General features: G+C 66.7%; 20 protein-coding genes. 15 read left to right on the plus strand and 5 right to left on the minus strand.

The window, feature by feature from the left end:
• Window positions 1–79: 79 nt before the first annotated feature.
• Together DWA33_RS14275 and DWA33_RS14280 are read right to left on the minus strand one after the other, a co-directional pair.
• Window positions 80–1021: a bifunctional helix-turn-helix transcriptional regulator/GNAT family N-acetyltransferase gene (locus tag DWA33_RS14275; RefSeq protein WP_114358735.1), complete on the minus strand. Its 942-nt coding sequence runs from the start codon at window positions 1019–1021 to the stop codon at window positions 80–82.
• Window positions 1022–1183: 162 nt separating this feature from the next.
• Window positions 1184–1750 (minus strand): glycosyltransferase, encoded by a 567-nt coding sequence (locus DWA33_RS14280; RefSeq protein WP_114358736.1) that lies wholly within the window; start codon window positions 1748–1750, stop codon window positions 1184–1186.
• A 180-nt stretch (window positions 1751–1930) separates the two neighbouring features.
• Between DWA33_RS14280 and DWA33_RS14285 the strand changes: the two genes are divergently transcribed.
• The 4 genes from DWA33_RS14285 (at window position 1931) to DWA33_RS14300 (ending at window position 6029) form a co-directional block, all read left to right on the plus strand.
• Window positions 1931–3091, plus strand: coding sequence for a PA0069 family radical SAM protein (locus tag DWA33_RS14285; RefSeq protein ID WP_114358737.1), 1161 nt, complete (start codon window positions 1931–1933; stop codon window positions 3089–3091).
• A 33-nt stretch (window positions 3092–3124) separates the two neighbouring features.
• Window positions 3125–3574: a VOC family protein gene (locus tag DWA33_RS14290; protein ID WP_114358738.1), complete on the plus strand. Its 450-nt coding sequence runs from the start codon at window positions 3125–3127 to the stop codon at window positions 3572–3574.
• Window positions 3575–3645: 71 nt separating this feature from the next.
• Window positions 3646–4446: a ribonuclease HII gene (rnhB, locus tag DWA33_RS14295; RefSeq protein WP_114358739.1), complete on the plus strand. Its 801-nt coding sequence runs from the start codon at window positions 3646–3648 to the stop codon at window positions 4444–4446.
• Between the two features lie 71 nt (window positions 4447–4517).
• On the plus strand, window positions 4518–6029 hold the full coding sequence (locus DWA33_RS14300) for a glycosyltransferase family 39 protein (RefSeq protein WP_114358740.1): 1512 nt from the start codon (window positions 4518–4520) through the stop codon (window positions 6027–6029).
• Window positions 6030–6033: 4 nt separating this feature from the next.
• On the opposite strand, the gene DWA33_RS14305 is transcribed toward DWA33_RS14300, so the two are convergent.
• The gene (locus tag DWA33_RS14305; RefSeq protein ID WP_114358741.1) at window positions 6034–6867 is read right to left on the minus strand and encodes a uracil-DNA glycosylase; all 834 of its coding nucleotides are present in this window, start codon (window positions 6865–6867) and stop codon (window positions 6034–6036) included.
• A gap of 201 nt (window positions 6868–7068) precedes the next feature.
• Here DWA33_RS14305 and DWA33_RS14310 point away from each other — a divergent pair, with 201 nt between their 5' ends.
• From DWA33_RS14310 to DWA33_RS14320, 3 genes are all read left to right on the plus strand, one after another.
• Complete coding sequence (locus DWA33_RS14310; RefSeq protein ID WP_114358742.1) at window positions 7069–8727, plus strand: electron transfer flavoprotein-ubiquinone oxidoreductase; 1659 nt, start codon at window positions 7069–7071, stop codon at window positions 8725–8727.
• A 256-nt stretch (window positions 8728–8983) separates the two neighbouring features.
• Window positions 8984–10765 carry a tetratricopeptide repeat protein gene (locus tag DWA33_RS14315; RefSeq protein WP_114358743.1) on the plus strand — a complete coding sequence of 594 codons (1782 nt, stop codon included), beginning with the start codon at window positions 8984–8986 and terminating at the stop codon, window positions 10763–10765.
• 110 nt (window positions 10766–10875) lie between these two features.
• Window positions 10876–11757: a 4-(cytidine 5'-diphospho)-2-C-methyl-D-erythritol kinase gene (locus DWA33_RS14320; RefSeq protein ID WP_181902414.1), complete on the plus strand. Its 882-nt coding sequence runs from the start codon at window positions 10876–10878 to the stop codon at window positions 11755–11757.
• 127 nt (window positions 11758–11884) lie between these two features.
• Here DWA33_RS14320 and DWA33_RS14325 read toward each other — a convergent pair whose 3' ends face one another.
• A complete protein-coding gene (locus DWA33_RS14325; RefSeq protein WP_011156573.1) occupies window positions 11885–12895 on the minus strand; it encodes a polyprenyl synthetase family protein in 1011 nt (336 codons plus the stop codon).
• A 204-nt stretch (window positions 12896–13099) separates the two neighbouring features.
• Between DWA33_RS14325 and DWA33_RS14330 the strand changes: the two genes are divergently transcribed.
• From DWA33_RS14330 to DWA33_RS14365, 8 genes are all read left to right on the plus strand, one after another.
• Window positions 13100–13327, plus strand: coding sequence for a putative signal transducing protein (locus tag DWA33_RS14330; RefSeq protein ID WP_114358745.1), 228 nt, complete (start codon window positions 13100–13102; stop codon window positions 13325–13327).
• Window positions 13320–14099, plus strand: coding sequence for a tRNA1(Val) (adenine(37)-N6)-methyltransferase (locus tag DWA33_RS14335; RefSeq protein WP_114358746.1), 780 nt, complete (start codon window positions 13320–13322; stop codon window positions 14097–14099). Before DWA33_RS14330 ends, DWA33_RS14335 begins: the two co-directional genes overlap by 8 nt.
• 245 nt (window positions 14100–14344) lie before the next feature.
• Complete coding sequence (locus tag DWA33_RS14340) at window positions 14345–15247, plus strand: S49 family peptidase (RefSeq protein WP_114358747.1); 903 nt, start codon at window positions 14345–14347, stop codon at window positions 15245–15247.
• Between the two features lie 117 nt (window positions 15248–15364).
• Complete coding sequence (locus DWA33_RS14345; protein ID WP_114358748.1) at window positions 15365–15553, plus strand: DUF4234 domain-containing protein; 189 nt, start codon at window positions 15365–15367, stop codon at window positions 15551–15553.
• A 206-nt stretch (window positions 15554–15759) separates the two neighbouring features.
• Window positions 15760–16704, plus strand: a complete 945-nt coding sequence (locus DWA33_RS14350; RefSeq protein ID WP_114358749.1) for a glycine--tRNA ligase subunit alpha — start codon at window positions 15760–15762, stop codon at window positions 16702–16704.
• An 81-nt stretch (window positions 16705–16785) separates the two neighbouring features.
• Window positions 16786–17220 carry an endonuclease domain-containing protein gene (locus DWA33_RS14355; protein WP_114358750.1) on the plus strand — a complete coding sequence of 145 codons (435 nt, stop codon included), beginning with the start codon at window positions 16786–16788 and terminating at the stop codon, window positions 17218–17220.
• Window positions 17220–19553 (plus strand): glycine--tRNA ligase subunit beta, encoded by a 2334-nt coding sequence (glyS, locus tag DWA33_RS14360; RefSeq protein ID WP_114358751.1) that lies wholly within the window; start codon window positions 17220–17222, stop codon window positions 19551–19553. The genes DWA33_RS14355 and glyS overlap by 1 nt, the downstream gene beginning before the upstream one ends.
• A 299-nt stretch (window positions 19554–19852) precedes the next feature.
• The gene (locus DWA33_RS14365; protein WP_114358752.1) at window positions 19853–20956 is read left to right on the plus strand and encodes a hypothetical protein; all 1104 of its coding nucleotides are present in this window, start codon (window positions 19853–19855) and stop codon (window positions 20954–20956) included.
• A gap of 16 nt (window positions 20957–20972) precedes the next feature.
• Here DWA33_RS14365 and DWA33_RS14370 read toward each other — a convergent pair whose 3' ends face one another.
• Entirely contained in the window at window positions 20973–22250 is a 1278-nt protein-coding gene (locus tag DWA33_RS14370; RefSeq protein ID WP_114358753.1) for an MgtC/SapB family protein, read from the minus strand.
• Between the last annotated feature and the right edge of the window lie 118 nt (window positions 22251–22368).

The raw sequence follows: 22368 nt of genomic DNA on the forward strand, positions 1-22368 counted from the left end.
TGCAGCGCCCGTCCACGCCGGGCGTGGAACGCGATCAGTTCGGCGGTGACGCGAGGCGGCTGGTGGCCCCGCGGACGCATTACAAGGCCAGTTCCCAGGTCTCGCCGATCAGGTCCTGGCCGAAGCTGCGATGCGGCTCGGTGCCGACTCGCTGAAAGCCGGCCTCCTGATAGATCCTGCGTGCAGCGACCAGGATGCTCTGGGTCCACAGCGTGACCTTGCGGTAGCCGCAGTGGCGGGCGAAGCTGATCGCCTCGTCGACCAGCTTGCGTCCGAGCTGGTGGCCGCGGGCCTGCGGCGTCACCAACAGCAGCCGCAGCTTGGCGACGTCGTCGCTGCCCCGCACCAGAAACAGCGACCCTGCCTGAACGCCGTCATGCTCGGCGATCCAGCAACGCTCGCGGCTTGGGTCGTGCGACGCCAGAAATTGTCCGGCGATCTCTGCCACCAGCGCTTCGAACGAAGCGTCGAAGCCGTATTCGGCGGCGTAGAACGCACCATGGCTTTGCACCACCCAGCCGACATCGCCGGGGCGGGGACTGCGCAGGATCGGCGGCGCGGCGCTACCCGTGCTGAGCAAGCCCTGAATGGTCGACATCGCCGCCGTCAGCCGCTTGCGTTCGGCAGGCGGCAGCGCCGCCAGCATGCCGGTGACCTCGTTCTGCGAACTACGTTCGAGCTTGGCATAGGCGGCGCGGCCCTTGGCGGTCAGCGTCAGCAAATGCTGCCGCCGGTCGGCCGGCGAGGGGGACCGCTTCAACAGGCCGTCGTCGGCAAAACCTTGGATGATCCGGCTCAGATAGCCGGGATCGAGCTTCAATTCGGTGCCGATCTCCTTGGCGGTGGGGGATTCGCGGTGCGCCAGCTCGTACAGGATCCGCGCCTCGGTCAGCGAAAACGGGCTGTCCATCAGCCGCTGCTCGAGCACGCCGAGCCGCGCGGTGTAGAACCGGTTGAACCCCCGCACCAGCGCCACCTCGTCGCCTTCGCCGGACTGCTGCTGCACGGTTCGCGTCTGCATTCGTTTTCGTTCCCTATGTGATTTCAGGCGAACGCTCCGCCGGGGCAGAGAGCGGCCGAGCCGACGGAGCCATCACAGCCCAATCAATTGCTTTCGTCAACAAATCGATTGCCTAGAGCAACTATATTGCCGGGCTTGAACCGGGAGCAGGCCGAGAGGGGATCAGGCGGCGAGGATGACGCGGCTGCGCAGCAGGGTGCGGGCAGAGCGGCCGAGATCGCGCGGAAGGGCCGCTTCGGTGCCGCGGCCGGCGTGGCCGCCGAGGCGGTCGTAATGGTCGCGGGCGATCACCAGGCCCTGGTCCGCGCCGGAGCCGGTGAGGCTGCGAACCAGCGAGATCACGCCATCCCGCCAGCCGGCCGGCGCATACGGCGATCGGGCATAGCGGAAGATGCCGGCGCGCGGCTGGCCGCTGGCCATCACACCTTCGATGAACTGCGTGGTCTCCTCGATCCAGCCGGGATCGAGCACGGCGCCGGCATGGAGAAACATCAACCATGGCGAGCGCGCCCGACGGGCTCCCGCGGCCAGCGCCTCGGCGCGATTGCCGTCAAAGGCGAGATAGTTGCAGCCCGCCACATCGGCGACCCGCGCGATGGTGTCGCTGCCACCGCGATCGACTAGGGTGACATCGCTGACCACGCCGGCCGCAGCGCCAGGCACCAGCGACGCCAACGTGGCGACGGCGGTCCGCTCGACCCCTTCGGTGGAAACGATCACGCTCAACATGTCCGGCGGGTGACCCTATGACGACAGATGGGCTCACGCTTAGCACCTCACTGCCACGAAATCAGCCGCGAATTGCGCGATGCCCATGATCAGGGCAAAGTCGCGCAGCGCGCTGCGGACCGATGGTGCGCGACCTACGTTTGTTCTTGCTTTGTTCTGTCGACTCGCTATCTTGGACGCATGAGCAGAGCATCCAATGCCCTCAAGCGCCTGCCGGTCACGGCGCCCTCCGAGCCGGTGGGCGCGCCTTCTCCTTTCCCCGCCATCGAGACGGCGGTCGATCAGCAGCGGCGGCGTGGTCGCGGCGCACAGTCGAACGCCAGCGGCCGCTACGAGGCGGAGGCGCGCACCGCCTTCGACGACGGCTGGCAGAGCCTCGACGATTTGCCGCCGTTCAAGACCACGGTGGCTCTGGATACCGCGCGCAAGGTCATCACCCGCAACGAGTCGCCGGATATCGGCTTCGACCGCTCGATCAACCCGTATCGCGGTTGTGAGCACGGCTGCGTCTATTGCTTCGCCAGGCCGACCCACGCTTATCTCGGGCTGTCGCCGGGGCTGGATTTCGAGTCGCGGCTGTTCGCCAAGCCGGACGCGCCCGCGTTGCTCGAAAAGGAGCTGGCGGCGGCCGAATACGAACCGAAGACGATTGCGATCGGCACCAACACCGATCCGTATCAGCCGATCGAGCGCGAACGAAAGATCATGCGCGGCATTCTCGAGGTGCTGGAAAAGACTGGCCACCCGGTCGGCATCGTCACCAAGTCCGCACTGGTGGTGCGCGACATCGACATCCTGGCGCGGATGGCAAAGCGCCAGCTCGCCAAGGTCGCCTTGTCGGTCACCTCGCTCGATCCGAAGCTGGCGCGCAGCATGGAGCCGCGCGCCTCGACCCCGGCCAAACGCCTGGAGGCATTGAAACTGCTCGCCGACGCCGGCATCCCGACCACCGTGATGGTGGCGCCGGTGATCCCGGCGCTGAACGACATGGAGATCGAGCGGATTCTCGATGCCGCTGCCCATGCCGGCGTCAAGGAAGCGAGCTACGTACTGCTGCGGCTGCCGCTGGAAGTGCGCGACCTGTTCCGCGAATGGCTGATGGCGAACTATCCGGACCGCTATCGCCACGTCTTCACCCTGATCCGCGACATGCGCGGCGGCCGTGACTACGATTCGCAGTGGGGCACGCGGATGAAGGGCACCGGTCCGATCGCCTGGATGATCGGCCGGAGATTCGAGACCGCCTGCACCAGGCTCGGCCTCAACAAGCGCCGTTCCAAGCTGACCATGGAGCATTTCGAGAAGCCGGAAAAGGCCGGGCAGCAGCTCAGCCTGTTCTGATCGGACAGAGGGCCAGTGACAGAGGGCCAATCGATGAAGCTCGCCGAGCGACCGACACCGCGGCTCACAGTCGTCACGCTCGGCGCCGACGATATGAGCGCCAGCCTCAAGTTCTACGAGGCGCTGGGATTTGCCCGGCGCTCGCAGGCGGCCGGAGAGAAGGTGGCTTTCTTCGAGACCGGCGCGTCGGTGCTGGCGCTGTATCCGTCGGCGGCGCTGGCGGCGGAGGCGGCGCAGCCTTCCCCCGCACCCGCCGGCTTTCGGGGCGTCACGCTGGCGTGGAACTGCCGAAGCCACGACGAGGTCGACGCGGTGATGACGCTCGCCGCGATGGCGGGCGCAGCCGTCCTGAAGCCGGCCGCCGCGACGCATTATGGCGGCTATGCGGGCTATTTCGCCGATCCCAGCGGCCACGTCTGGGAAGCGGTGGTGGCGCCCGGAATCGAAGTCGGGGACGACCGGCGGGTCACGATTCCGGAATGACGATGCTGAATAGCGGGAATTGATAGGCAGTTCCGATTGCGCCCGCCGGCGTCTGCCCGCAGCATCGCCGGATGATTCGAGACAGCAAGACGTCGATCAAAGTTCCGGCCAAGAAGAAGGCCGCGCTCGCGGTCGCGAAATCCGCTTCGGCGAAGGGCCTTACCAAGGCCCTCGGCAAGGGCGTGATCGCGGTGGCGCCGCCAAGCTTTCGACGTGAGCGGGCGCTGATGAAGCGCGGCATCTGGCCGATTGCCGGTTGCGACGAGGCCGGCCGGGGTCCGCTCGCCGGCCCGGTGGTGGCCGCCGCGGTGGTGCTCGATCCGAAGCGCGTGCCCATGGGACTCGACGATTCCAAGCGGCTGAGCGCGGAGCGGCGCGAGGACCTGTTCGAGCAGATCTGCGCCACCGCGCAGGTGTCGGTGGTCTATGCGTCGCCGGAGCGGATCAATCGCGACAACATCCTGCGCGCCTCGCTGTGGGCGCTGACCCGCGCGGTGCACGCGCTGCCGGAGATGCCCCGGCACGTGTTCGTCGACGGCCGCGATCGGTTGGCGACGAAATGCGACTGCGAGGCCGTGATCGGCGGCGACGGCCTGATCGCGTCGATCGCAGCGGCCTCGATCGTCGCCAAGGTTTCGCGCGACCGGTTGATGTGTCGGCTCGCCGAGCAGTGCCCCGGCTATGGCTTTGAGTCTCACAAGGGCTATGGCGTGCCGGAGCATCTCGAGGCTCTGGCCCGGCTCGGGCCGACGGTGCATCACCGTCGCTTCTTCGCGCCGGTCGCCGCCGCCTGGCAAAAGATCGAAGGCGCGCCGCCGCCCCAGATCCACGACCTGTTCGAAGCCGACATCCCGATCGAAGCCACGGCGTGAGGGCGGCAGGGCCGGTTGCGTGTGCGGCCGCCGGGCTCTATCACGGTCAGACCGAATTTCGCTGGCCCCACATGCGCTTCGCCTCCCTGATCGTCGAATTGATCCGCGCACGGCCGCTGCTGGTGTTCTGGCTGGTGGTGTGCGCTCAGGCGCTGCTGTGGGTGCTGGTGCCGACGCTGTTCTACGCCAGTCCGCCCGGCGCCGTTGCGATGGTGCTGGCTTATGGCCGCGAATACCAGGTCGGCACCGATCTCGGTCCGCCGCTGGCGTTCTGGCTCGCCGACATCGCCTATCGTGCCGCTGGCGGCCACATCATCGGCGTCTACGTGCTGGCGCAACTTTGCTTCATCGTCACGTTCTACGCGCTGTATCAGCTCGCCCGCAGCCTGGTCGGCCCGCAATACGCGGTGGTCGCGGTGCTGCTGACCTCCACGGTGACTGCGTTCGCCGGCTCGGGCGTCGAGTTCGGCCCCCTGGTCCTGGCCCGCCCGCTGTGGGCGCTGGTGCTGTGGCATGGCTGGCAGGTGATCGGCCAGCACCGCCGCGCCGCGTGGTTCGCGCTGTCGATCGAGATCGGCCTGCTCCTGCTCACCACAGTCGCGGCGCCGGCGCTGCTGGTGTTGCCACTCGTCTTCGCGCTCGCCAATGCGCGCTGCCGCCGTGCCTTGCTGTCGCTCGATACGGCGTTCGCGCTGCTGGTGATCGCGGTGCTGGTGCTGCCCTATGGCATCTGGCTGCTGCGCGCCGATCAATTCGCGCTGCCGCCGCTGCCGTCGACGGCGCAGCTCGGCGACCGCGCGCTGCTCGGACTCCAGCTGTTCGGCGGCCTGTTAGTCTCGCTGGCAGGCATCGGGCTGCTGGTTGTCCTCAACATCGGCCGGTTCGCGCCCAAGCATCACGATGCGCCGATGATCGCGCGCCCGCCGCTCGACCCGCTGGCGCGGCAGTTCGTCTACGTGTTTGCGCTGGTGCCGCCGATCGTCGCCACCATCGCGGCGGCGGTCTACGGCCTTGGCCATGTTGTCGGCGGGGCCGGGGTTGCGGTTCTGCTCAGCGGCCTCGCCGTGATGACGGTGATCGGCAACGTGCTGAATCTGCACCGGCAACGGCTGCTGCGGTCGGCCTGGGCGGCGTTGATCGCGGCACCGGCGGTTGCGGTCGTCTTCGCAGCGGTCGTCCAGCCGTGGCTCAGCCGCACCGAGGTGCCGACCTCGCTGCCGGCGAACGAGATCGCACGGTTCTTCGGCGAAAGCTTCGAGCGCCGCACCGGGAAGCCGCTGCCGGCCGTCGCCGGCGATCCGCAGCTCGCCAGTCTGATAGCGCTGGCGCCGTCACGGCCACATCTGTTCCTCGATGCCGCGCCGGAGCGAACCCCGTGGGTCACGCGCGATGATTTCGAGCGCAACGGCGGGGTCGTTGTCTGGCGGGCCGCCGATACTGCGGGCAAGCCGCCGGACGACATCGCCAAGCGTTTCCCCGGCATCGTGCCGGAGCTGCCGCGGGCGTTCGAACGGATGATTTCCGGGCGTCAGCCCCTGCTGCGGATCGGCTGGGCGATCGTGCGGCCGAAGCAGCCTCAATAGCTCGTCAGGAGGTCGGCGCCAGCGCGGCGAGCGCGGTGGCGATCGCCCGCAGATCCTGCCAGGCGAGCCGCTTGTAGGTTGGCTGCCTCAGCAGATAGGCCGGGTGGAGTGTCGGAAGCGCCCGGATCGTCCGCGAGCCGGTGTCGTAATCGAACCAGCGACCGCGAGTCCGCATGATGCCGTCGCGGGTGCCGAGCAGCGCCTGGGTGGACGGGTTGCCCAGCGTCACCAGCAGCTCCGGATTCACCAGCTCGATCTGGCGCTTGATGAACGGCAGGCAGATCTGGGTTTCCTGCGGCGTCGGCGTCCGGTTGCCCGGCGGCCGCCACGGGATCACGTTGGCGATGTAGACGCTGCCGCGGTCGAGCCCGATCGCCGCCAGCATCAGGTCGAGCAGCTTGCCGGAGCGGCCGACGAACGGCAGCCCTTCGATGTCCTCGTCGCGGCCGGGGGCTTCGCCGACCAGCATGAGTTTCGCCTGCGGGTTGCCGTCGGCGAACACCAGTTGTTTCGCCGTGGACCGGAGTGCGCAACCCTCGAACCGCGCCATCAATTCGCGGAGCGCTTCCAGCGTCGGCGCGGTCGCCGCGGCCTCGCGCGCCGAGATGATTGCGGCGTCCGGCGCCGGCGGTGCACCTAGCGGCAATGCCGGGATCGGCGGCGATTGTAAGGCCGGCTTGACGATGCTGCGCGGCTCGGCCGCCTCACGAGTCGTGCTCTCGACAGGGACGTCGTCGAGCATCCGGTCGACCGGATCTTCCGCCAGCGCGCAATCCACCCCTGCGTCTACGTAGAACGCGAGCAATTGACGCAGGTTCGGCACAGGATCAGGTGTCATGCGAGATGGTTTATCCCGGATGCGGCAAACAGAACAGCGCGTCTCTGTATGGTGTATTTCGAACCGCGAAACCAATTTTCGCAAACACCGTCGCCCGCCCGGAAAGATGAACCAGCCGGTACATTTGGGTGGTTGTTCTTCTTCTAAAAATGCGAAAGAACATCCTAGGAAACGTCCCCGAGAGTCCTGCGAGAAAAAACGATGAGTGACGAAACGCTGCCGCCCCGTGAATCGATGGAGTTCGACGTCGTGATCGTGGGTGCCGGCCCCTCGGGACTGTCCGCTGCGATCAGATTGAAACAGATCAACCCCGAGTTGTCGGTTGTGGTGGTGGAGAAGGGCTCCGAAGTCGGAGCCCATATCCTGTCGGGCGCCGTGATCGACGTTTCGGCGCTCGACCGCCTGATGCCGAGCTGGCGCGAGGACGAGAGCTGTCCGCTCAAGACGCATGTCGAGGACGACCACTTCTACGTCATGACGGCGTCGAAGGCGCTCAAGGTGCCGAACATCATGGTGCCGCCGATGCTCGACAACCACAAGAACTTCATCGGCTCGCTCGGCGATCTGTGCCGCTGGCTCGGGCCGAAGGCCGAGGAACTCGGCGTCGAGATCTATCCCGGCTTCGCCGCCACCGAAGTGCTTTATGGCGACAATGGCGAAGTCCGCGGCATCGCCACCGGCGACATGGGCATCGGCCGTGACGGCCAGCCGAAGGACTCCTATACGCGCGGCATGGAGCTGCTCGGCAAGTACACGCTGTTCGCCGAAGGCGCACGCGGCAGCCTGTCGAAGCAACTGATCGCCAACTACAAGCTCGACAAGGATTCGGATCCGCCGAAATTCGGCATCGGGCTGAAGGAAATCTGGCAGGTCGAGCCGTCGAAGCATCGCAAGGGGCGGATCGCGCATTCGTTCGGCTGGCCGCTCAGCAACAACATCGGCGGCGGCTCGTTCCTGTATCACTACGGCGACAACCTGGTGGCGGTCGGCTTCGTCGTCCACCTCAACTACGACGATCCCTATCTGTCGCCGTTCGAGCAATTCCAGAAGTTCAAGACCCATCCGTCGGTGGCGCCGATCTTCGAAGGCGGCAAGCGGATCTCTTACGGCGCGCGCGCCATCACCGAAGGCGGCTGGCAATCGGTGCCGCGGCTGACTTTCCCGGGCGGCGCGCTGATCGGCTGCGCCGCGGGCTTCGTCAACGTGCCGCGCATCAAGGGCGTCCACAACGCGATCGGCTCCGGCATGCTGGCGGCGGAGCACGTCGCTGCGGCGCTGGCCGAAGGCCGCGCCAACGACGAGGTCGCGGCCTACGAGAACGCCTGGCGCGATTCCGTCGTCGGCAAGGACCTGTTCCGGGTCCGCAACGTCAAGCCGCTGTGGTCGAAGTTCGGCACCGCAGTCGGTGTGGTGCTGGCCGGCTTCGAAATGTGGTGCTCGACGCTCGGCTTCTCGGTGTTCGGGACGTTGTCGCACGGCAAGCCCGACCGCTCGACGCTCGATCCGGCGAAGTCGCACGAGCCGCACAAGGGTCCGAAGCCGGACGGCAAGCTCACCTTCGACCGCCTATCCTCGGTGTTCCTGTCGAACACCAATCACGAGGAAGACCAGCCGGTGCACCTCAAGGTCGCTGACATGCAGCTGCAGAAGGCGTCGGAGCACGACGTCTATGCGGGTCCGTCGGGCCGCTACTGCCCGGCCGCGGTGTACGAATGGGTCGAGGAGCCGACCGGCCCGCGCTTCGTGATCAACGCGCAGAACTGCGTCCACTGCAAAACCTGCGACATCAAGGACCCGAACGGCAACATTACCTGGGTTCCGCCGGAAGGCGGCGGCGGCCCGAATTATCAGGGCATGTAACCCCCACCGTCGACCGCTGAGCTTTGACCACGTGTCCGTGACCAGGCGACAGGCCGATGCCCCGCCGCCTGGTCACGATCCTGCCATGTTGCCACCGTCTCAATCAGCCCATCCGCCGCGGCGCGTGCGGGGGCCGCGGCGTCGTGCGCCAGCGGTCCTATCCTTGCGGTTGAGCGCCAAACGCGGCATTGTCGATGCGATGCTGCCGGCTCGGCGGCCGGGCCAACGAGCCTCTTCCTGGAGCTAGGCAACCTTGATGCTTTCCCTTCGAATCCGTCGATCGCTGGCCGTTGCCCTCACGCTGGTGGCGATGCCGATCGCCGGACAGGCGCTGGCGCAGACCCCGGATCATCCCGCCGACAGCGGGGCGCAGTTTCCGACCAGCGAGGATCTGCGGTCGATGACCACCGCGGGCAGCTATCTGGCCGCACGCCACGCCAGCATCGAGCGCGACGCGGCTTCAGCGGCGGCGTTCTATCGCTCCGCGCTCCGCACCGATCCGAAAAATAATGAATTGCTCGATCGCGCCTTCATCTCCTCGCTCGCCGAGGGTGATATCGATGAGGCGGTCAAGCTCGCCGATCGCGTGCTGAAGATCGACAAGTCCAATCGGGTTGCGCGGCTGGTGATCGGCATTCGCGATCTGAAGACCAAGAAATATTCCGCCGCGGTTCGTAACGTGAACCAGTCGGTGCGCGGCCCGATCACCGATCTGGTCGCCACCTTGATTTCCGGTTGGTCGATGTACGGTGCCGGCGACGTCAAGGGCGCGGTCGGCAGCATCGACAAGCTCGCCGGACCGGAGTGGTATCCGATCTTCAAGGACCTGCATTCCGGCATGATGCTGGAACTGGCCAATCGTCAGAAGGATGCCGGCGAACGGCTGGAGCGCGCCTACAAGCTCGACGATTCGGCGCTGCGCGTGGTCGAGTCCTATGCGCGCTGGCTGTCGCGCAACAAGAGCGAGGCCGAGGCGCTCGCCGTCTATCAGGCGTTCGACAAGAAGCTGCCCCGTCACCCGCTGATCGAAGACGGCATCCGCGAGGTCAAGGCGGGCAAAAAGCTGCCGCCGCTGGTCGACAGCCCGCAGGCCGGCGCTGCGGAGGCGCTTTACGGCATCGGCGCCTCACTGACCCGTCGCGGCGGCGAGGATCTGGCGCTGGTCTATCTGCAGCTCGCTCTCTACCTCGAACCCAACCACGCGCTGGCGCTGCTGGCGCTCGGCGATCTCTACGAGTCGGTGAAGAAGCCGCAGATGGCGATCAAGGTGTACGAGCGGGTGCCGGCGGCTTCGCCGTTGAAGCGCAACGCCCAGATCCAGCTCGCCACCAATCTCGACGCTTCGGACCGCAGCGAAGAAGCGATCAATATCCTCAAAGGGGTGATCTCCGAGGACGGCAAAGACATAGAAGCGATCATGGCGCTCGGCAACATCGAGCGCGGCCGCAAGAAGTTCGCCGACTGCGCCGGCACCTATTCCAGGGGCATCGATGCGCTCACCGGCTCGGAAAAGAACGCCTGGGTGTATTACTACTTCCGCGGTATCTGCGAGGAGCGCTCCAAGCAGTGGGCCAAGGCCGAGGTCGACCTGAAAAAGGCGCTGCAGATGCAGCCGGACCAGCCGCACGTCCTCAACTATCTCGGCTATTCCTGGATCGATCAGGGCATCAACCTCGACGAGGCGATGACCATGATCAAGCGCGCGGTCGATCAGCGTCCCGATGACGGCTACATCGTCGACTCGCTCGGCTGGGCATACTACCGCATCGGCGACTACGAGAACGCGGTGAAGACGCTGGAACGGGCGATCGAGCTGAAGCCGGAAGACCCGACCATCAACGATCATCTCGGTGACGCCTATTGGCGCGTCGGGCGTACGCTCGAGGCGCGCTTTCAATGGGCGCATGCGCGCGACCTCAAGCCCGATCCGGAGGAGTTGCCGAAGATCGAGGCCAAGATCGCCGGTGGTCTGCCCGACGACGACAAGCCGGCGGCCGCCTCCGCAGACAAGAAGAAAGAAGACGGCAAGGGCGGCTGAAGCGTCGCGGCGCGATCGCGCGGACGCTCCTAAAAGCGGGGTGGAGCTTCGGTCCGGATTAGATCAGAACCGCGCTCCGGGGAGAATTTTCAGTGAGTGACGGGTCTGCGATGAGCCTGCGCGACGAGGCGCGCGCCAAAGTAAATCTGACGTTGCGTGTGGTCGGCCGCCGTCCCGATGGCTACCACGAGCTCGAAAGCGTGGTGGCGTTCGCCGATTGCGCCGATCGCCTGAAGCTGCAGCCCGGCCCCGCGCTGAGCCTCGCGACGACCGGCCCCGGCGCGCAGGATTGTGGCGACAGCGCCGATAATCTGGTGCTGAAGGCGGCGCGGCTGCTCGGCGAGCGGGTGCCGAACCTGACCACCGGCGCCTTCACCCTCGACAAGCATCTGCCGGTCGCGGCCGGGATCGGCGGCGGTTCGGCCGACGCCGCCGCGGCGCTGCGGCTGCTCGCCCGTGCCAACGATCTGGCGGCCGACGATCCGCGTCTGGTCGAGGCGGCGCGGCTGACCGGAGCTGACGTGCCGGTCTGCCTGCCGTCCAAGGCCTGCGTGATGACCGGGGTCGGCGAAAAGCTGGCGCCGCTGCCGCTGCCGCGGCTGCCGACCGTGATGGTCAATCCGCGGGTGCCGGTGGCCACCAAGGATGTATTCACCGCCCTCGGGTTGAAGCCCGGATCGCTGACGGTCGGCGCCACCGACGTACTCGCGGCTCCAGTCTGGCCCAAAGCCGGCGCGCCACTTGCCGAGTGGGTCGCGGCGCTCGAGGCCGGCACCAACGACCTCGAAAGGCCGGCGCTGAAAGTCGAGCCGGTGGTCGGCACCGTGCTGGAGGCGCTGCGCGCGACCGCCGGCGTGCAGCTCGCGCGGATGTCGGGCTCGGGCGCGACCTGCTTTGCACTGTATGGCGATGACGCCTCGGCCCGCGCCGCCGCCGCCGCGCTCCGTGCCGCCCAGCCCGGCTGGTGGGTCCACGCCGGCAGCTTGAGCTGACGGCCGCTTCAGCGGCGGTCACCCCAGGGCGCGCCCAGCGCGAACCGCGGGATCTCGCAGTTCAGAACATCTCGGCATTCCGGATCGCCGCTGCGCGGCGTCCGGAATGACGGTGCATGGGGCAGGCTCAGTGCGAGCGCGCCAGGCAGAACGCTACCACCTGCTCCAGCGCCGTCTTCATCGGAGAGGACGGGAACAGCGCCAGCGCATCGACCGCCATCGCGCCGTAGTGATGGGCCCGCTGGATGGTGTCGTCGAGCGCGCGATGCTTGGTCATCAGCTTGATCGCCTGATCGAGGTCGGCGTCGGAAATCTCGCCGCGCTCCAGCGACTTGATCCAGAACTCGCGCTCGGCGTCGTTGCCGCGGCGGAACGCCAGCACCACCGGCAGGGTGATCTTGCCCTCGCGGAAGTCGTCGCCGACGTTCTTGCCGAGCTTGGCGGCCTTGCCGCCGTAGTCGAGCACGTCGTCGATCAGCTGGAAGGCGATGCCGATGTTCATGCCGAACGAGCGGCAGGCCGACTGCTCCGGCTTCGGCCGGTTGGCGATCGCCGGGCCGACCTCGCAGGCCGCGGCGAACAGCTCGGCGGTCTTGCCGCGGATCACCGCCAGATATTCGTCCTCGGTGGTCGCGGTGTTCTTGGCGGCGGCGAGCTGCATCACCTCGCCCTCGGCGATGGTGGCGGAGGCCGACGACAGGATGTCGAGCGCGCGCAAGCTGCCGACCTCCACCATCATCCGGAACGCCTGGCCGAGCAGGAAGTCGCCGACCAGCACGCTGGCCTCGTTACCCCACAGCATCCGCGCCGACTTCTTGCCGCGGCGCATCTCGCTCTCGTCGACCACGTCGTCGTGCAGCAGCGTCGCGGTGTGCATGAATTCGACCGCGGCGGCGAGCTTGATGTGGCCGTCGCCGGTGTAGCCGGTGAGGTTCGCCATCGCCAAGGTGAGCATCGGCCGCAGCCGCTTGCCGCCGGACGAGATCAGATGATTGGCGACTTCCGGAATCATGGTGACGTCGGAGCCGGTGCGCGACAGGATGGTGGCGTTGACCCGCTCCATGTCCGCCGCGACGAGTTCGACCAACTGGTCGATCGAGGCGGTCGAGGGGCCCTCGAAGGGTACGATCACGGCCACGCTGGGTCTCCAAATTCCGGGGGCGGATGCGGCGAAGCTGCTCGCGCCATCCGCGCCTTGGTCCTCACCGAGGCGCCGGCCGGCTCGACCATTCCGCGCCTCATTGCGGTTCCTGTATAGCACGGGAACGACCCTGCAACGAGGCGATCGACCCCCGCAACGGTCAGCGCGAGCTATAATGCAGGGATGACAGGAGAGGCAAGGTTGCGACAACTGCTGAGGACCAACGACGCGGTACTGCTTTCGGCGGTAGGCGCGCTGCTGGACGGTGCCGGGATCGACCATTTGGTGCTGGACCAAAACATGAGCATTCTCGAAGGCTCTCTCGGGGTGATTCCGCGCCGGATCCTGGTGCCTGACGACGATCTCGCGGCGGCGCGCCGGCTGTTGACCGACGCCGGCTTGGCGCACGAGCTCACCCCCGATGGCTGAAACGGCCGGCGCGGCGGAGCGGAGCGTCACCGAGGACGGCTTTCTCGGTGGCCGGTTGCGGCTGCGGCAATTTGCTACCGGTCATCGCGCCGGTCATGATGCCGTCCTGCTGGCAGCCTCGACCCGCGCGAGACCGGGCGAACGGGTGGTCGAGTTCGGCAGTGGCGTCGGAGCCGCTGGACTGGCGGTGGCGCGTCGCGTCGAGGGGATTGCGGCAGTGCTGGTCGAGATCGACCCGGCTCTTGCTGCGGTCGCTCGTGACAATGCCCGCCTGAACGGGCTGGTGACGGATATCGTCTGTCTCGATGTTACCGGCCCGGCCGAGGCCTTCGCAGCGGCCGGGCTTGGTCCCGACAGCGCCGACGTGGTGCTGATGAATCCGCCGTTTCACGATGCTGCCCGGCATCGCGGCTCGCCCGATCCGGCACGGCAGATGGCGCATCTGGCAACCGGGACGACGCTTGAGGCCTGGGTTCATGCGGCGCGGCGGCTGCTGAAGTCGGGCGGCACGCTGACGCTGATCTGGCGGGCGGACGGGCTTGCCGATGTGCTGGGAGTGCTCGGTCGTGGCTTCGGCAGCGTGATGGTGCAGCCGGTGCACGGCAATCCCGACAAGCCGGCGATCCGTATCCTGGTCCGGGCGACCAAAGGGGGACGCGCGCCACTGGTCCTGCTACCAAGTCTGCTGCTGAACGACCTGTCCGGGCACCCGAACCCGGTCGCCCGGGCGGTGCTGGCGGGGGAGCAAATTCTGCCGCTGGCGCAGTCCTGATCAGCGGCTGGGCAAAAACTGCTCGGTTCGGCTCACTGCGGTTGCGGCTCGTTGTGCTTGGCGGGCGCCCTGGTGAGGTGAACGGCCGTCAAAATCGCTCCGATCAACAGCATCAGCAGGTAAATTTTCATCGGTCCCTCCGCTGCGTCGTTGCAGCCTCGTCCCTATATGAAGCCTGCGTTGCAAAACACGTTCCATACCTACCAAATGGTGATAGCCGCGATGGTCGACAATAGGATGAAGCGATGAGCGAGGCTGCGGTCAGCGGTCGCAGCGAGCAGGGCTGGCTTGCTGGTTTCGCCAACTGGATTCCGGCGCGATTTCGGCGGGACATTCCGGTGGTGCCGGTGGTCCGCCTGTCGGGCACGATCGGTGCGGTGACGCCGCTGCGGCCGGGCCTGACGCTGGCCGGTGTCGCCAAGCTGCTCGACCGCGCGTTCTCCACCCGCAACGCCAAGGCGGTGGCGCTGGCGATCAATTCGCCGGGCGGCTCGCCGGTGCAGTCGCGGCTGATCTATCTGCGCATCCGCGCGCTCGCCGCCGAGAAGAAGCTGCCGGTCTACGCGTTCGTCGAGGACGTCGCGGCGTCCGGCGGCTACATGATCGCCTGCGCGGCGGACGAGATCTATTGCGACCCGTCGTCGATCCTCGGCTCGATCGGCGTGGTCGGCGGCGGCTTCGGCTTTCAGGAAATGATCAGGAAGATCGGCGTCGAGCGCCGGCTCTACACCGCCGGGGAGCGCAAGGCGCAGCTCGATCCGTTCCTGCCCGAAGACCCGCAGGAGGTCGCCCGGCTGAAGGTGCTGCAACAGGAAATCCACGCGCTGTTCATCGCGCTGGTCAAGGAGAGCCGCGGCGCCCGGCTGAAGGGTGAGGAGTCGCAATTGTTCACCGGCGAGTACTGGGCCGGCGCCACCTCGGTGTCGCTCGGCCTCGCCGATTCGATCGGCGACCTGCGCGCGGTGCTGCGCGGCAAGTTCGGCGATACGGTCCGCACCCCGCTGATCTCGCCGCCGACCGGTCTGCTCGCCAATCTGACGCGTAAATCCGGCGGGGCGGAAGCTGCGCTCGACGGCGTCGCGGCGCTGCCCGAATCGATGATCACGGCGCTGGAAACCCGGGCGATCTGGGCCAAATACGGCTTTTGAGAGATGCCTTCGGTGGCGGGGCCGCGCCATTTGGTCCCGCCAGCGTGAGTTGCGAGTGAACGCCCACTGAGCGAAGATGCAACAGGGGCGTGACGCGACTCAGAGAGAGGTTGGACGATGCCGCCGCTGCTCGTATTGGCTGGAAGTCTGATCGGCATCGCGATGGTGCGCTGGGCATTCCGTACCGCCGGGCGTGTCAATCAGGAGCTGGAAGTCGCCCGCGCCACGGTGTTCGCCGAGGTCGACCGGGCGACGCTGCCGACGCTGCGGCCCGATCCGGTGACCGGCGCGTATCGTCCAGGTTGAAGCGTCGGCCGTCCGGCCGGCGAGGATTTTCCTTGGAATTGCTGACGGATTTCACCGCCGGGCTGCGGCCGGGGCGGCAGCATTGGCCGCAGGGTTAAGCTCCCGTTAACTGGCGATTTGGCCCGTCCATCGCCTTGATTTGCCGGGGCGCGGCCGATACGGTCCGGCCGCTTTTCCAAAAATCCTCGCGAATCCAAAGCCGAATCATGGACCCGACGCCTCCGCACATGCGCCCGGAACGTTCGTTCCAGGGCCTGATCCTGACGCTGCAGCGCTTCTGGGCCGATTACGGCTGCGTCATCCTTCAGCCCTACGACATGGAAGTCGGCGCCGGCACCTTCCATCCGGCCACCACGCTGCGGGCGCTCGGCCCGAAGCGCTGGAACGCCGCCTATGTGCAGCCGTCGCGGCGGCCGAAGGACGGCCGCTACGGCGAGAACCCGAACCGGCTGCAGCACTACTATCAGTTCCAGGTGATCCTGAAGCCGTCGCCGCCGAACATCCAGGACCTGTATCTGCAATCGCTCGCCGCGATCGGCGTCGACAGCGCGCTGCACGACATCCGCTTCGTCGAGGACGACTGGGAGAGCCCGACGCTGGGCGCCTGGGGGCTTGGCTGGGAGTGCTGGTGCGACGGCATGGAAGTCTCGCAGTTCACCTACTTCCAGCAGGTCGCCGGCGTCGAATGCGCGCCGGTCGCCGGCGAACTGACCTACGGCCTCGAGCGGCTGGCGATGTACGTCCAGGGCATCGACCGGGTCTACGACCTCAACTTCAACGGCCGCGACGGTGCCGACAAGGTCACCTACGGCGACGTCTTTCTGCAGGCCGAGAAGGAATACTCGAAGCACAATTTCGAGGTCGCCGACACCGAGATGCTGTTCGAGCAGTTCAAGATGGCGGAGGCCGCCTGCAGGAAATATCTCGACGCCGGCTGGGTGATGTCCGCCGACGGCGCCAAGCGGGAAGCCCACGCCATGGCGCTGCCGGCCTACGACCAGTGCATCAAGGCCAGCCACGTCTTCAACCTGCTCGACGCCCGCGGCGTGATCTCCGTCACCGAACGTCAAAGCTACATCCTCCGCGTCCGCGAGCTGGCGAAAGCTTGCGGCGAAGCCTGGGTGCATACCGAAGCGGGACGGGCGGATTAAGAGCGATCTTTCTTCACCCTCCCCTGGAGGGGGAGGGTCGCTCGCTGAAAGCGAGCGGGGTGGGGTGACAGCGGTTGCGACATGGTCAAGCGTCCAATCAGCGACTTCAAGCGCGTCACCGCAAACAAACTGCGGACGAACGGCACTGCTGCCGAAGACATCCTGTGGCGGCGTTTGCGACAAATGAATGTGGAAGGAAGTCACTTCAGACGGCAGGTGGTGATCGGACCGTACATCGCCGATTTCGCCTGCCTCGCGAAGCGACTGATCATCGAGGTTGATGGATCGCAGCACGGCAACGAAGACGGCCTGAAGCGCGACGAGGTGCGAACGAAATGGCTGCAGTCGGAAGGCTACCGGGTGATCCGATTTTGGAACAATGATGTGATGAGCAAGACCGACGCCGTGATGGACGCCATCTACAACGCCACCGCTGTCACCCCACCCCGCCTGCCTGCGGCAGGCGACCCTCCCCCTCCAGGGGAGGGTGAAGCCGTGCGTGGGGAGGACAAATAATGCCCGATCTCCTCCTCGAACTGTTCTCCGAAGAAATCCCGGCGCGGATGCAGGGGAAGGCTGCTGATGATCTGAAGCGGCTGGTCACCGACAGACTGGTCGCGGAAGGTCTCGTCTACGAGGGCGCCAAGGCGTTCGCGACGCCGCGGCGGCTGACGCTGACGGTGCACGGCATTCCGGCGCGGCAGCCGGATCTCAAGGACGAGCGCAAGGGGCCGAAGGTCGGCGCGCCGGATGCGGCGGTGCAGGGCTTCCTCAAGGCCACCGGGCTCGCTTCGCTGGACGAGGCCAAGATCCAGCGCGATCCGAAGAAGGGTGATTTCTACGTCGCGCTGATCGAGAAGCCGGGCCGGCCGGCGATCGAGGTGCTGGCCGAGATTCTGCCGGTGATCGTCCGCACCTTCCCGTGGCCGAAATCGATGCGCTGGGGCGAGCGCTCGGCCAAGCCCGGCGCGCTGCAATGGGTGCGGCCGCTGCATTCGATCGTCGCCACCTTCGGGATCGAAACCGAAGAACCCGACGTGGTGCATTTCACCGTCGACGGCATCGAAGCCGGGCAGACCACGCGCGGCCATCGCTTCATGGCGCCGGATGCGTTCCAGGTGCGACGCTTCGAGGACTACGAGGCCAAGCTGGCCGCCGCCAAGGTCGTGCTCGATTCAGCCCGGCGCAAGGACATCATCCTGGCCGACGCGAAAACGCTGGCGCAGGCGCAGAACTACGAACTGGTCGAGGATGCTGGCCTGCTCGACGAAGTCTCCGGCCTGGTGGAATGGCCGGTGCCGTTGATGGGCTCGTTCGACGAGGACTTCCTGTCGATCCCCGACGAAGTGATCCGCGCCACCATCCGCGCCAACCAGAAGTGCTTCGTGGTCGCCGATCCTGCGACCGGCAAACTCGCCAACAAGTTCATCCTGACCGCGAATATCGAAGCCAGCGACGGCGGCGCCGCCATCACCGCCGGCAACGAGCGCGTGATCCGCGCGCGGCTCAGCGATGCGAAGTTCTTCTACGATACCGATCTGAAGACCAAGCTCGAAGACCGGCTGCCGAAGTTCGATCAGATCGTGTTCCACGAAAAGCTCGGCACCCAGGCTGAACGCATCGCCCGCATCGAACGCCTCGCCGCCGAAATCGCGCCGCTGGTCGGCGCCGATGTCGAAAAAACCAAGCGCGCTGCGCGGTTGTGCAAGGTGGACCTGCTGACCGAGGTCGTCGGCGAATTTCCCGAGCTGCAGGGCCTCATGGGCAAGTACTACGCGCTCGCCCAGGGCGAGGACGCGTCCGTCGCCGCCGCCTGCGAGGAGCACTACAAGCCGCAAGGCCCGAACGACCGCGTCCCGACCGATCCGGTCAGCATCGCGGTGGCGCTCGCCGATAAGCTCGACACGCTGGTCGGGTTCTGGGCGATCGATGAGAAGCCGACGGGAAGCAAGGACCCGTATGCTCTGAGGCGTGCGGCGCTGGGGGTGATTAGGCTGGTCTTGGAGAACGACCTGCGGATCAAACTCGCCGACGTCGTATTGGTTCGTCGAATGTTCGATCTCGAAATCGAAGAGCAATCAGCTTACCAGCGCATTTTGAGCGCAATAAAGCAGGATCATGAGACAGCGAAGGAAGTGTACTCAGACGTAGCCGCCGTCGAGAAGCTCTCCCAAGAGGGCGGATTTCGTTTTGATGCATTCTTGGAATTGGTCGCGCATCCGGAAAAGGTGATGAATATCCCAGAGGGTGTGGCAGAAAAACTTGCTGCTGCAATGGCTGAGCGAGGCATGCGCGGTGAGAGGTGGCATACGTCCACTCTCGCGGACAGCCTCCTTTCTTTCTTCGCCGACCGCCTCAAAGTTCAACTCCGCGAGCAGGGCGCCCGTCATGACCTCGTCGACGCGGTGTTCGCGCTCGAAGGCCAGGACGATATCCTGATGATCGTCCGCCGCGTCGAGGCGCTGGCGGCGTTCCTCGCCACCGACGACGGCAAGAATCTCTTGGCCGGCACCAAGCGCGCCGCCAACATTCTGCGCATCGAGGAGAAGAAGGACGGCCGCGCCTTCGACGGTGCGCCGGATGCGGCGCTGTACGCGCAGGACGAGGAGAAGGCGCTGGCGGCTGCGATCGACCGCGCCAAGGCGGATGCCGGCGCTGTAGTCGCCAAGGAAGACTTCGCCGCGGCGATGAGCGCGATGGCCGGGCTTCGGCCGGCGGTCGATGCGTTCTTCGACAAGGTCACGGTCAACGCCGACGACAAGGCCGTGCGCGAAAACCGCCTGAAGCTGCTGAACGAAATCCGCGCCGCGACCCGCGCGGTGGCGGACTTCTCGAAGATCCAGGACTAACCGCTGCGTCATTCCGGGGCGCTCGCGTCAGCGAGCGAACCCGGAATCCGATGTGGTCGCGCACGGCACCCGCCTCGCGTCTCGCGGCGTCACCCTTTGCGATAACTGCGAGATTCCGGGTCTGCGTGCTGTCGCACGCATCCCGGAATGACGGTGGAGGGAAGCCCCGCATCCCCTCAACAGCTGCACCGATCGGCAACATCGCGAAACAATTAACCGCGCGTTAACCATGTCCTGACAGGTTGGCGGCCGGTAACGGTTCCTTAACCGTTCGTTTTTCGGCTGCGGGGCGTCCTGCCATGACCAGCATCACCAACGGGTTGACCAATTACGCGCAGCAATACGGCGCCGCCTATGCGCGGACCGCGGGCACCCAGACCTCGCTGGCCAGCATCCTGAACGCGGGCAGCGACGAGGTGCTGCCGAGCGCCAGCAACGCGGCGACCCAGCTGACGCTGTCGGCGGCGGCGCGGGCACAGCTCGCCGGCGGCTCTTCCAAGGATTACTCCGCGGCGATCAGCGACAGCCGGGCCGCGATCGACAAGCTGTACAAGGCGGCGAACGTCTCCGCGCCCTACGACGCCAGCGGCAAGCCGACGATCGACCTGTCGACGCTCGACCGCCGGGCGCTGTTCGCGATCGCCTCCAACGCCGGCGGCCGGTTCACCGACGCCGAGCAGACGCTGGCGGCGACCAACCGGATCGCGCAGTTCAATGCCGCGCTGTCGCCGGCGACGCAGACCGCCAAGCTGATCGGCGACTACAGCACCGTGTACAAAGCCGCCGCCAGCTATCTCGACGGCGCCTCCAGCGAAGAGAAGGCGACCGCGACCTGGCAGGCCGAGCGCGCCGCGATCACCAAGGGTCTGGCGGCGACGCAGAGCGATCCGTCGAAGATCCCGACCGGCATCAGCAATGACCCGGTCGCCGCCTATCTGGCGCGCTATCCGTCCGGCAGCACCACCACGACCCAGGATTTCGGCAGCGTCGCCAAGCAGGCCCGCGCCGCGCTCGACGATCAGGCCAAGCAGGCGACCGCCGCCGGCAAGCTGCTGGTGTACGATCCGGCGCGCAAGACCGGCCAGCAGGCCGATCTGTCGGTGCTCGACAATCGCGCGCTGTCGGCGATCTCGCTCAACAAGGACGATCTGTTCTCCAAGGAAGAAGTGTTCGCCGCCAAGCGCGAACTCGACAGCCGCAACCGCGCCAGCATCCTCACCGCGCTGAAGCAGAGCCAGACCTCAGGCAACCCGGCGGATTTCAGCCTCGGCCTGCTCAACGCCTATGCGGGCATGAGCGCCGAGGAGCGCACGGCGACCAACTGGACGCCGACGTTCCGCGACAACGCGGTGCAGAGCTACAAGGCGACCAACTCGCTGCTGTCGATGCTGAAGGGAAGCTAGGCGCTTTGCCGGGGACTCAGGTCGCCAAAGCCAGCCAGCCTGCCAGCGCGATGCCGCCGATCGCCAGCGCGACCAGCACGACCGCGCTCGGCCAGGTCCGCCTTCCGCCGAATGCGATCGCATAGGCCGCCTTCAGCACGTTGTTCGACGAGGTCGCGATCAGGATCGCGATCGACACCGCATGCGCGCCGAGCCCGGCGGTGCCGCCCTGCGCCAGATTGAGAACGAACGGGTCGATGTCGGCGAAACCGACGATCGCCGCCAGCCAATAGATGCCCTGGGTGCCGAATTCGCTCTTCACCCAGGTCGAGGCCAGCGAGATCGCCACGAACAGCGCCGCGAACACCGCGGCCGAGCCGAGTTCGAGCGGATTGTCGTTCTGCGCAGGCGCCACCGTCTCGCCGGTCGGAGCCGCGCTGAGGACGTATTGCAGGGTGGCGATCGCCATGGCGGCGGCGGCGAGCCCGATCATCGGCGGCGCGAGCTGCTGCGCCAGCGGCAGGTTGAACACCGCGATCGTTGCCAGCACCCGCAGATACATCACGCCGGTCGCCAGCGTGATCCCGGCCAGCGCGTCGCGGCGGGAGAACGCGTCGGAGCGGGCCTGGCGCGCCAGCACCACCGTGGTGGCGGTCGACGAATACAGTCCGCCCAGCGCCGGCATCCACAGCGCCCGCGCGGCATGGTGCCAATAGCGCTGCGCCAGATAGCTGGCATAGGACAGCGCCGATATCAGGGTCAGGGCCAGCCACGCCTGGCGCGGCGTGATGCTGGTCAGCGAGGTCACCGGCTCGGCCGGCAGCAGCGGCAGCACCACGCCGCTGAGAATCAGAAATTGCGCCGCGGTGGTGATCTCGCGGGCGTCGATCTTGCGCACCAGCCGGTGCAGCCAGTCCCGGCTGGTCAGCAGCATCACCGCCGTCACGGTGACGCCGACCGCGACCCAGTGCGGCAGTGCCAGCGTCACCGCGCCGAGCAGGTAGGCGTGGATGTTGAGCAGCAGCACCACCAGCCCGGCGTTGCGCTCCCCCTGGTCGTCGCGCTCACGCAGGTGGACGGTGTAGAAGATCGACAGCCAGATGCCGAGCACCAGCAGCCCGCCGGTGAAGGCGACCAGACGGGTCGGATCGAGCCAGTACAGCACGCCGCCGCCGAGCGACAGCAGCGGGAAGGTGCGGACGCCGCCCGGCCGCGCGGATTTGCGCTGCTCGAAGAAGTCCTCGAAGGCAAAGCCGAGAAAAAAGCTCAGCAGCAGCAACAGCGCCAGGCTGTGGACGGAGGGCGTTGCGAGCATCGGGATCGGCCAGGGACGCTAGCTGTGAGCTTTCATTAGGTTGTCCATCCGGTCCGGACCGGGGATGCTGAGGTTGCGATGCTTCAGTATCCAGGGAGGGACCGGATGAACATTCACA

Origin of the sequence: Rhodopseudomonas pentothenatexigens (genome assembly GCF_900218015.1) — a bacterium.
Taxonomy (GTDB): Bacteria; Pseudomonadota; Alphaproteobacteria; order Rhizobiales; family Xanthobacteraceae; genus Rhodopseudomonas; species Rhodopseudomonas pentothenatexigens.

Coding starts and splice junctions, on each gene's coding strand:
- DWA33_RS14285 (WP_114358737.1), top strand. CDS start 1,931: ATGAGCAGAGCATCCAATGCCCTCAAGCGCCTGCCGGTCACGGCGCCC.
- DWA33_RS14300 (WP_114358740.1), top strand. CDS start 4,518: ATGCGCTTCGCCTCCCTGATCGTCGAATTGATCCGCGCACGGCCGCTG.
- rnhB (WP_114358739.1), top strand. CDS start 3,646: ATGATTCGAGACAGCAAGACGTCGATCAAAGTTCCGGCCAAGAAGAAG.
- DWA33_RS14370 (WP_114358753.1), bottom strand. CDS start 22,250: ATGCTCGCAACGCCCTCCGTCCACAGCCTGGCGCTGTTGCTGCTGCTG.
- glyS (WP_114358751.1), top strand. CDS start 17,220: ATGCCCGATCTCCTCCTCGAACTGTTCTCCGAAGAAATCCCGGCGCGG.
- DWA33_RS14355 (WP_114358750.1), top strand. CDS start 16,786: ATGGTCAAGCGTCCAATCAGCGACTTCAAGCGCGTCACCGCAAACAAA.
- DWA33_RS14305 (WP_114358741.1), bottom strand. CDS start 6,867: ATGACACCTGATCCTGTGCCGAACCTGCGTCAATTGCTCGCGTTCTAC.
- DWA33_RS14310 (WP_114358742.1), top strand. CDS start 7,069: ATGAGTGACGAAACGCTGCCGCCCCGTGAATCGATGGAGTTCGACGTC.
- DWA33_RS14335 (WP_114358746.1), top strand. CDS start 13,320: ATGGCTGAAACGGCCGGCGCGGCGGAGCGGAGCGTCACCGAGGACGGC.
- DWA33_RS14320 (WP_181902414.1), top strand. CDS start 10,876: ATGAGCCTGCGCGACGAGGCGCGCGCCAAAGTAAATCTGACGTTGCGT.
- DWA33_RS14345 (WP_114358748.1), top strand. CDS start 15,365: ATGCCGCCGCTGCTCGTATTGGCTGGAAGTCTGATCGGCATCGCGATG.
- DWA33_RS14275 (WP_114358735.1), bottom strand. CDS start 1,021: ATGCAGACGCGAACCGTGCAGCAGCAGTCCGGCGAAGGCGACGAGGTG.
- DWA33_RS14350 (WP_114358749.1), top strand. CDS start 15,760: ATGGACCCGACGCCTCCGCACATGCGCCCGGAACGTTCGTTCCAGGGC.
- DWA33_RS14340 (WP_114358747.1), top strand. CDS start 14,345: ATGAGCGAGGCTGCGGTCAGCGGTCGCAGCGAGCAGGGCTGGCTTGCT.
- DWA33_RS14290 (WP_114358738.1), top strand. CDS start 3,125: ATGAAGCTCGCCGAGCGACCGACACCGCGGCTCACAGTCGTCACGCTC.
- DWA33_RS14365 (WP_114358752.1), top strand. CDS start 19,853: ATGACCAGCATCACCAACGGGTTGACCAATTACGCGCAGCAATACGGC.
- DWA33_RS14315 (WP_114358743.1), top strand. CDS start 8,984: ATGCTTTCCCTTCGAATCCGTCGATCGCTGGCCGTTGCCCTCACGCTG.
- DWA33_RS14280 (WP_114358736.1), bottom strand. CDS start 1,750: ATGTTGAGCGTGATCGTTTCCACCGAAGGGGTCGAGCGGACCGCCGTC.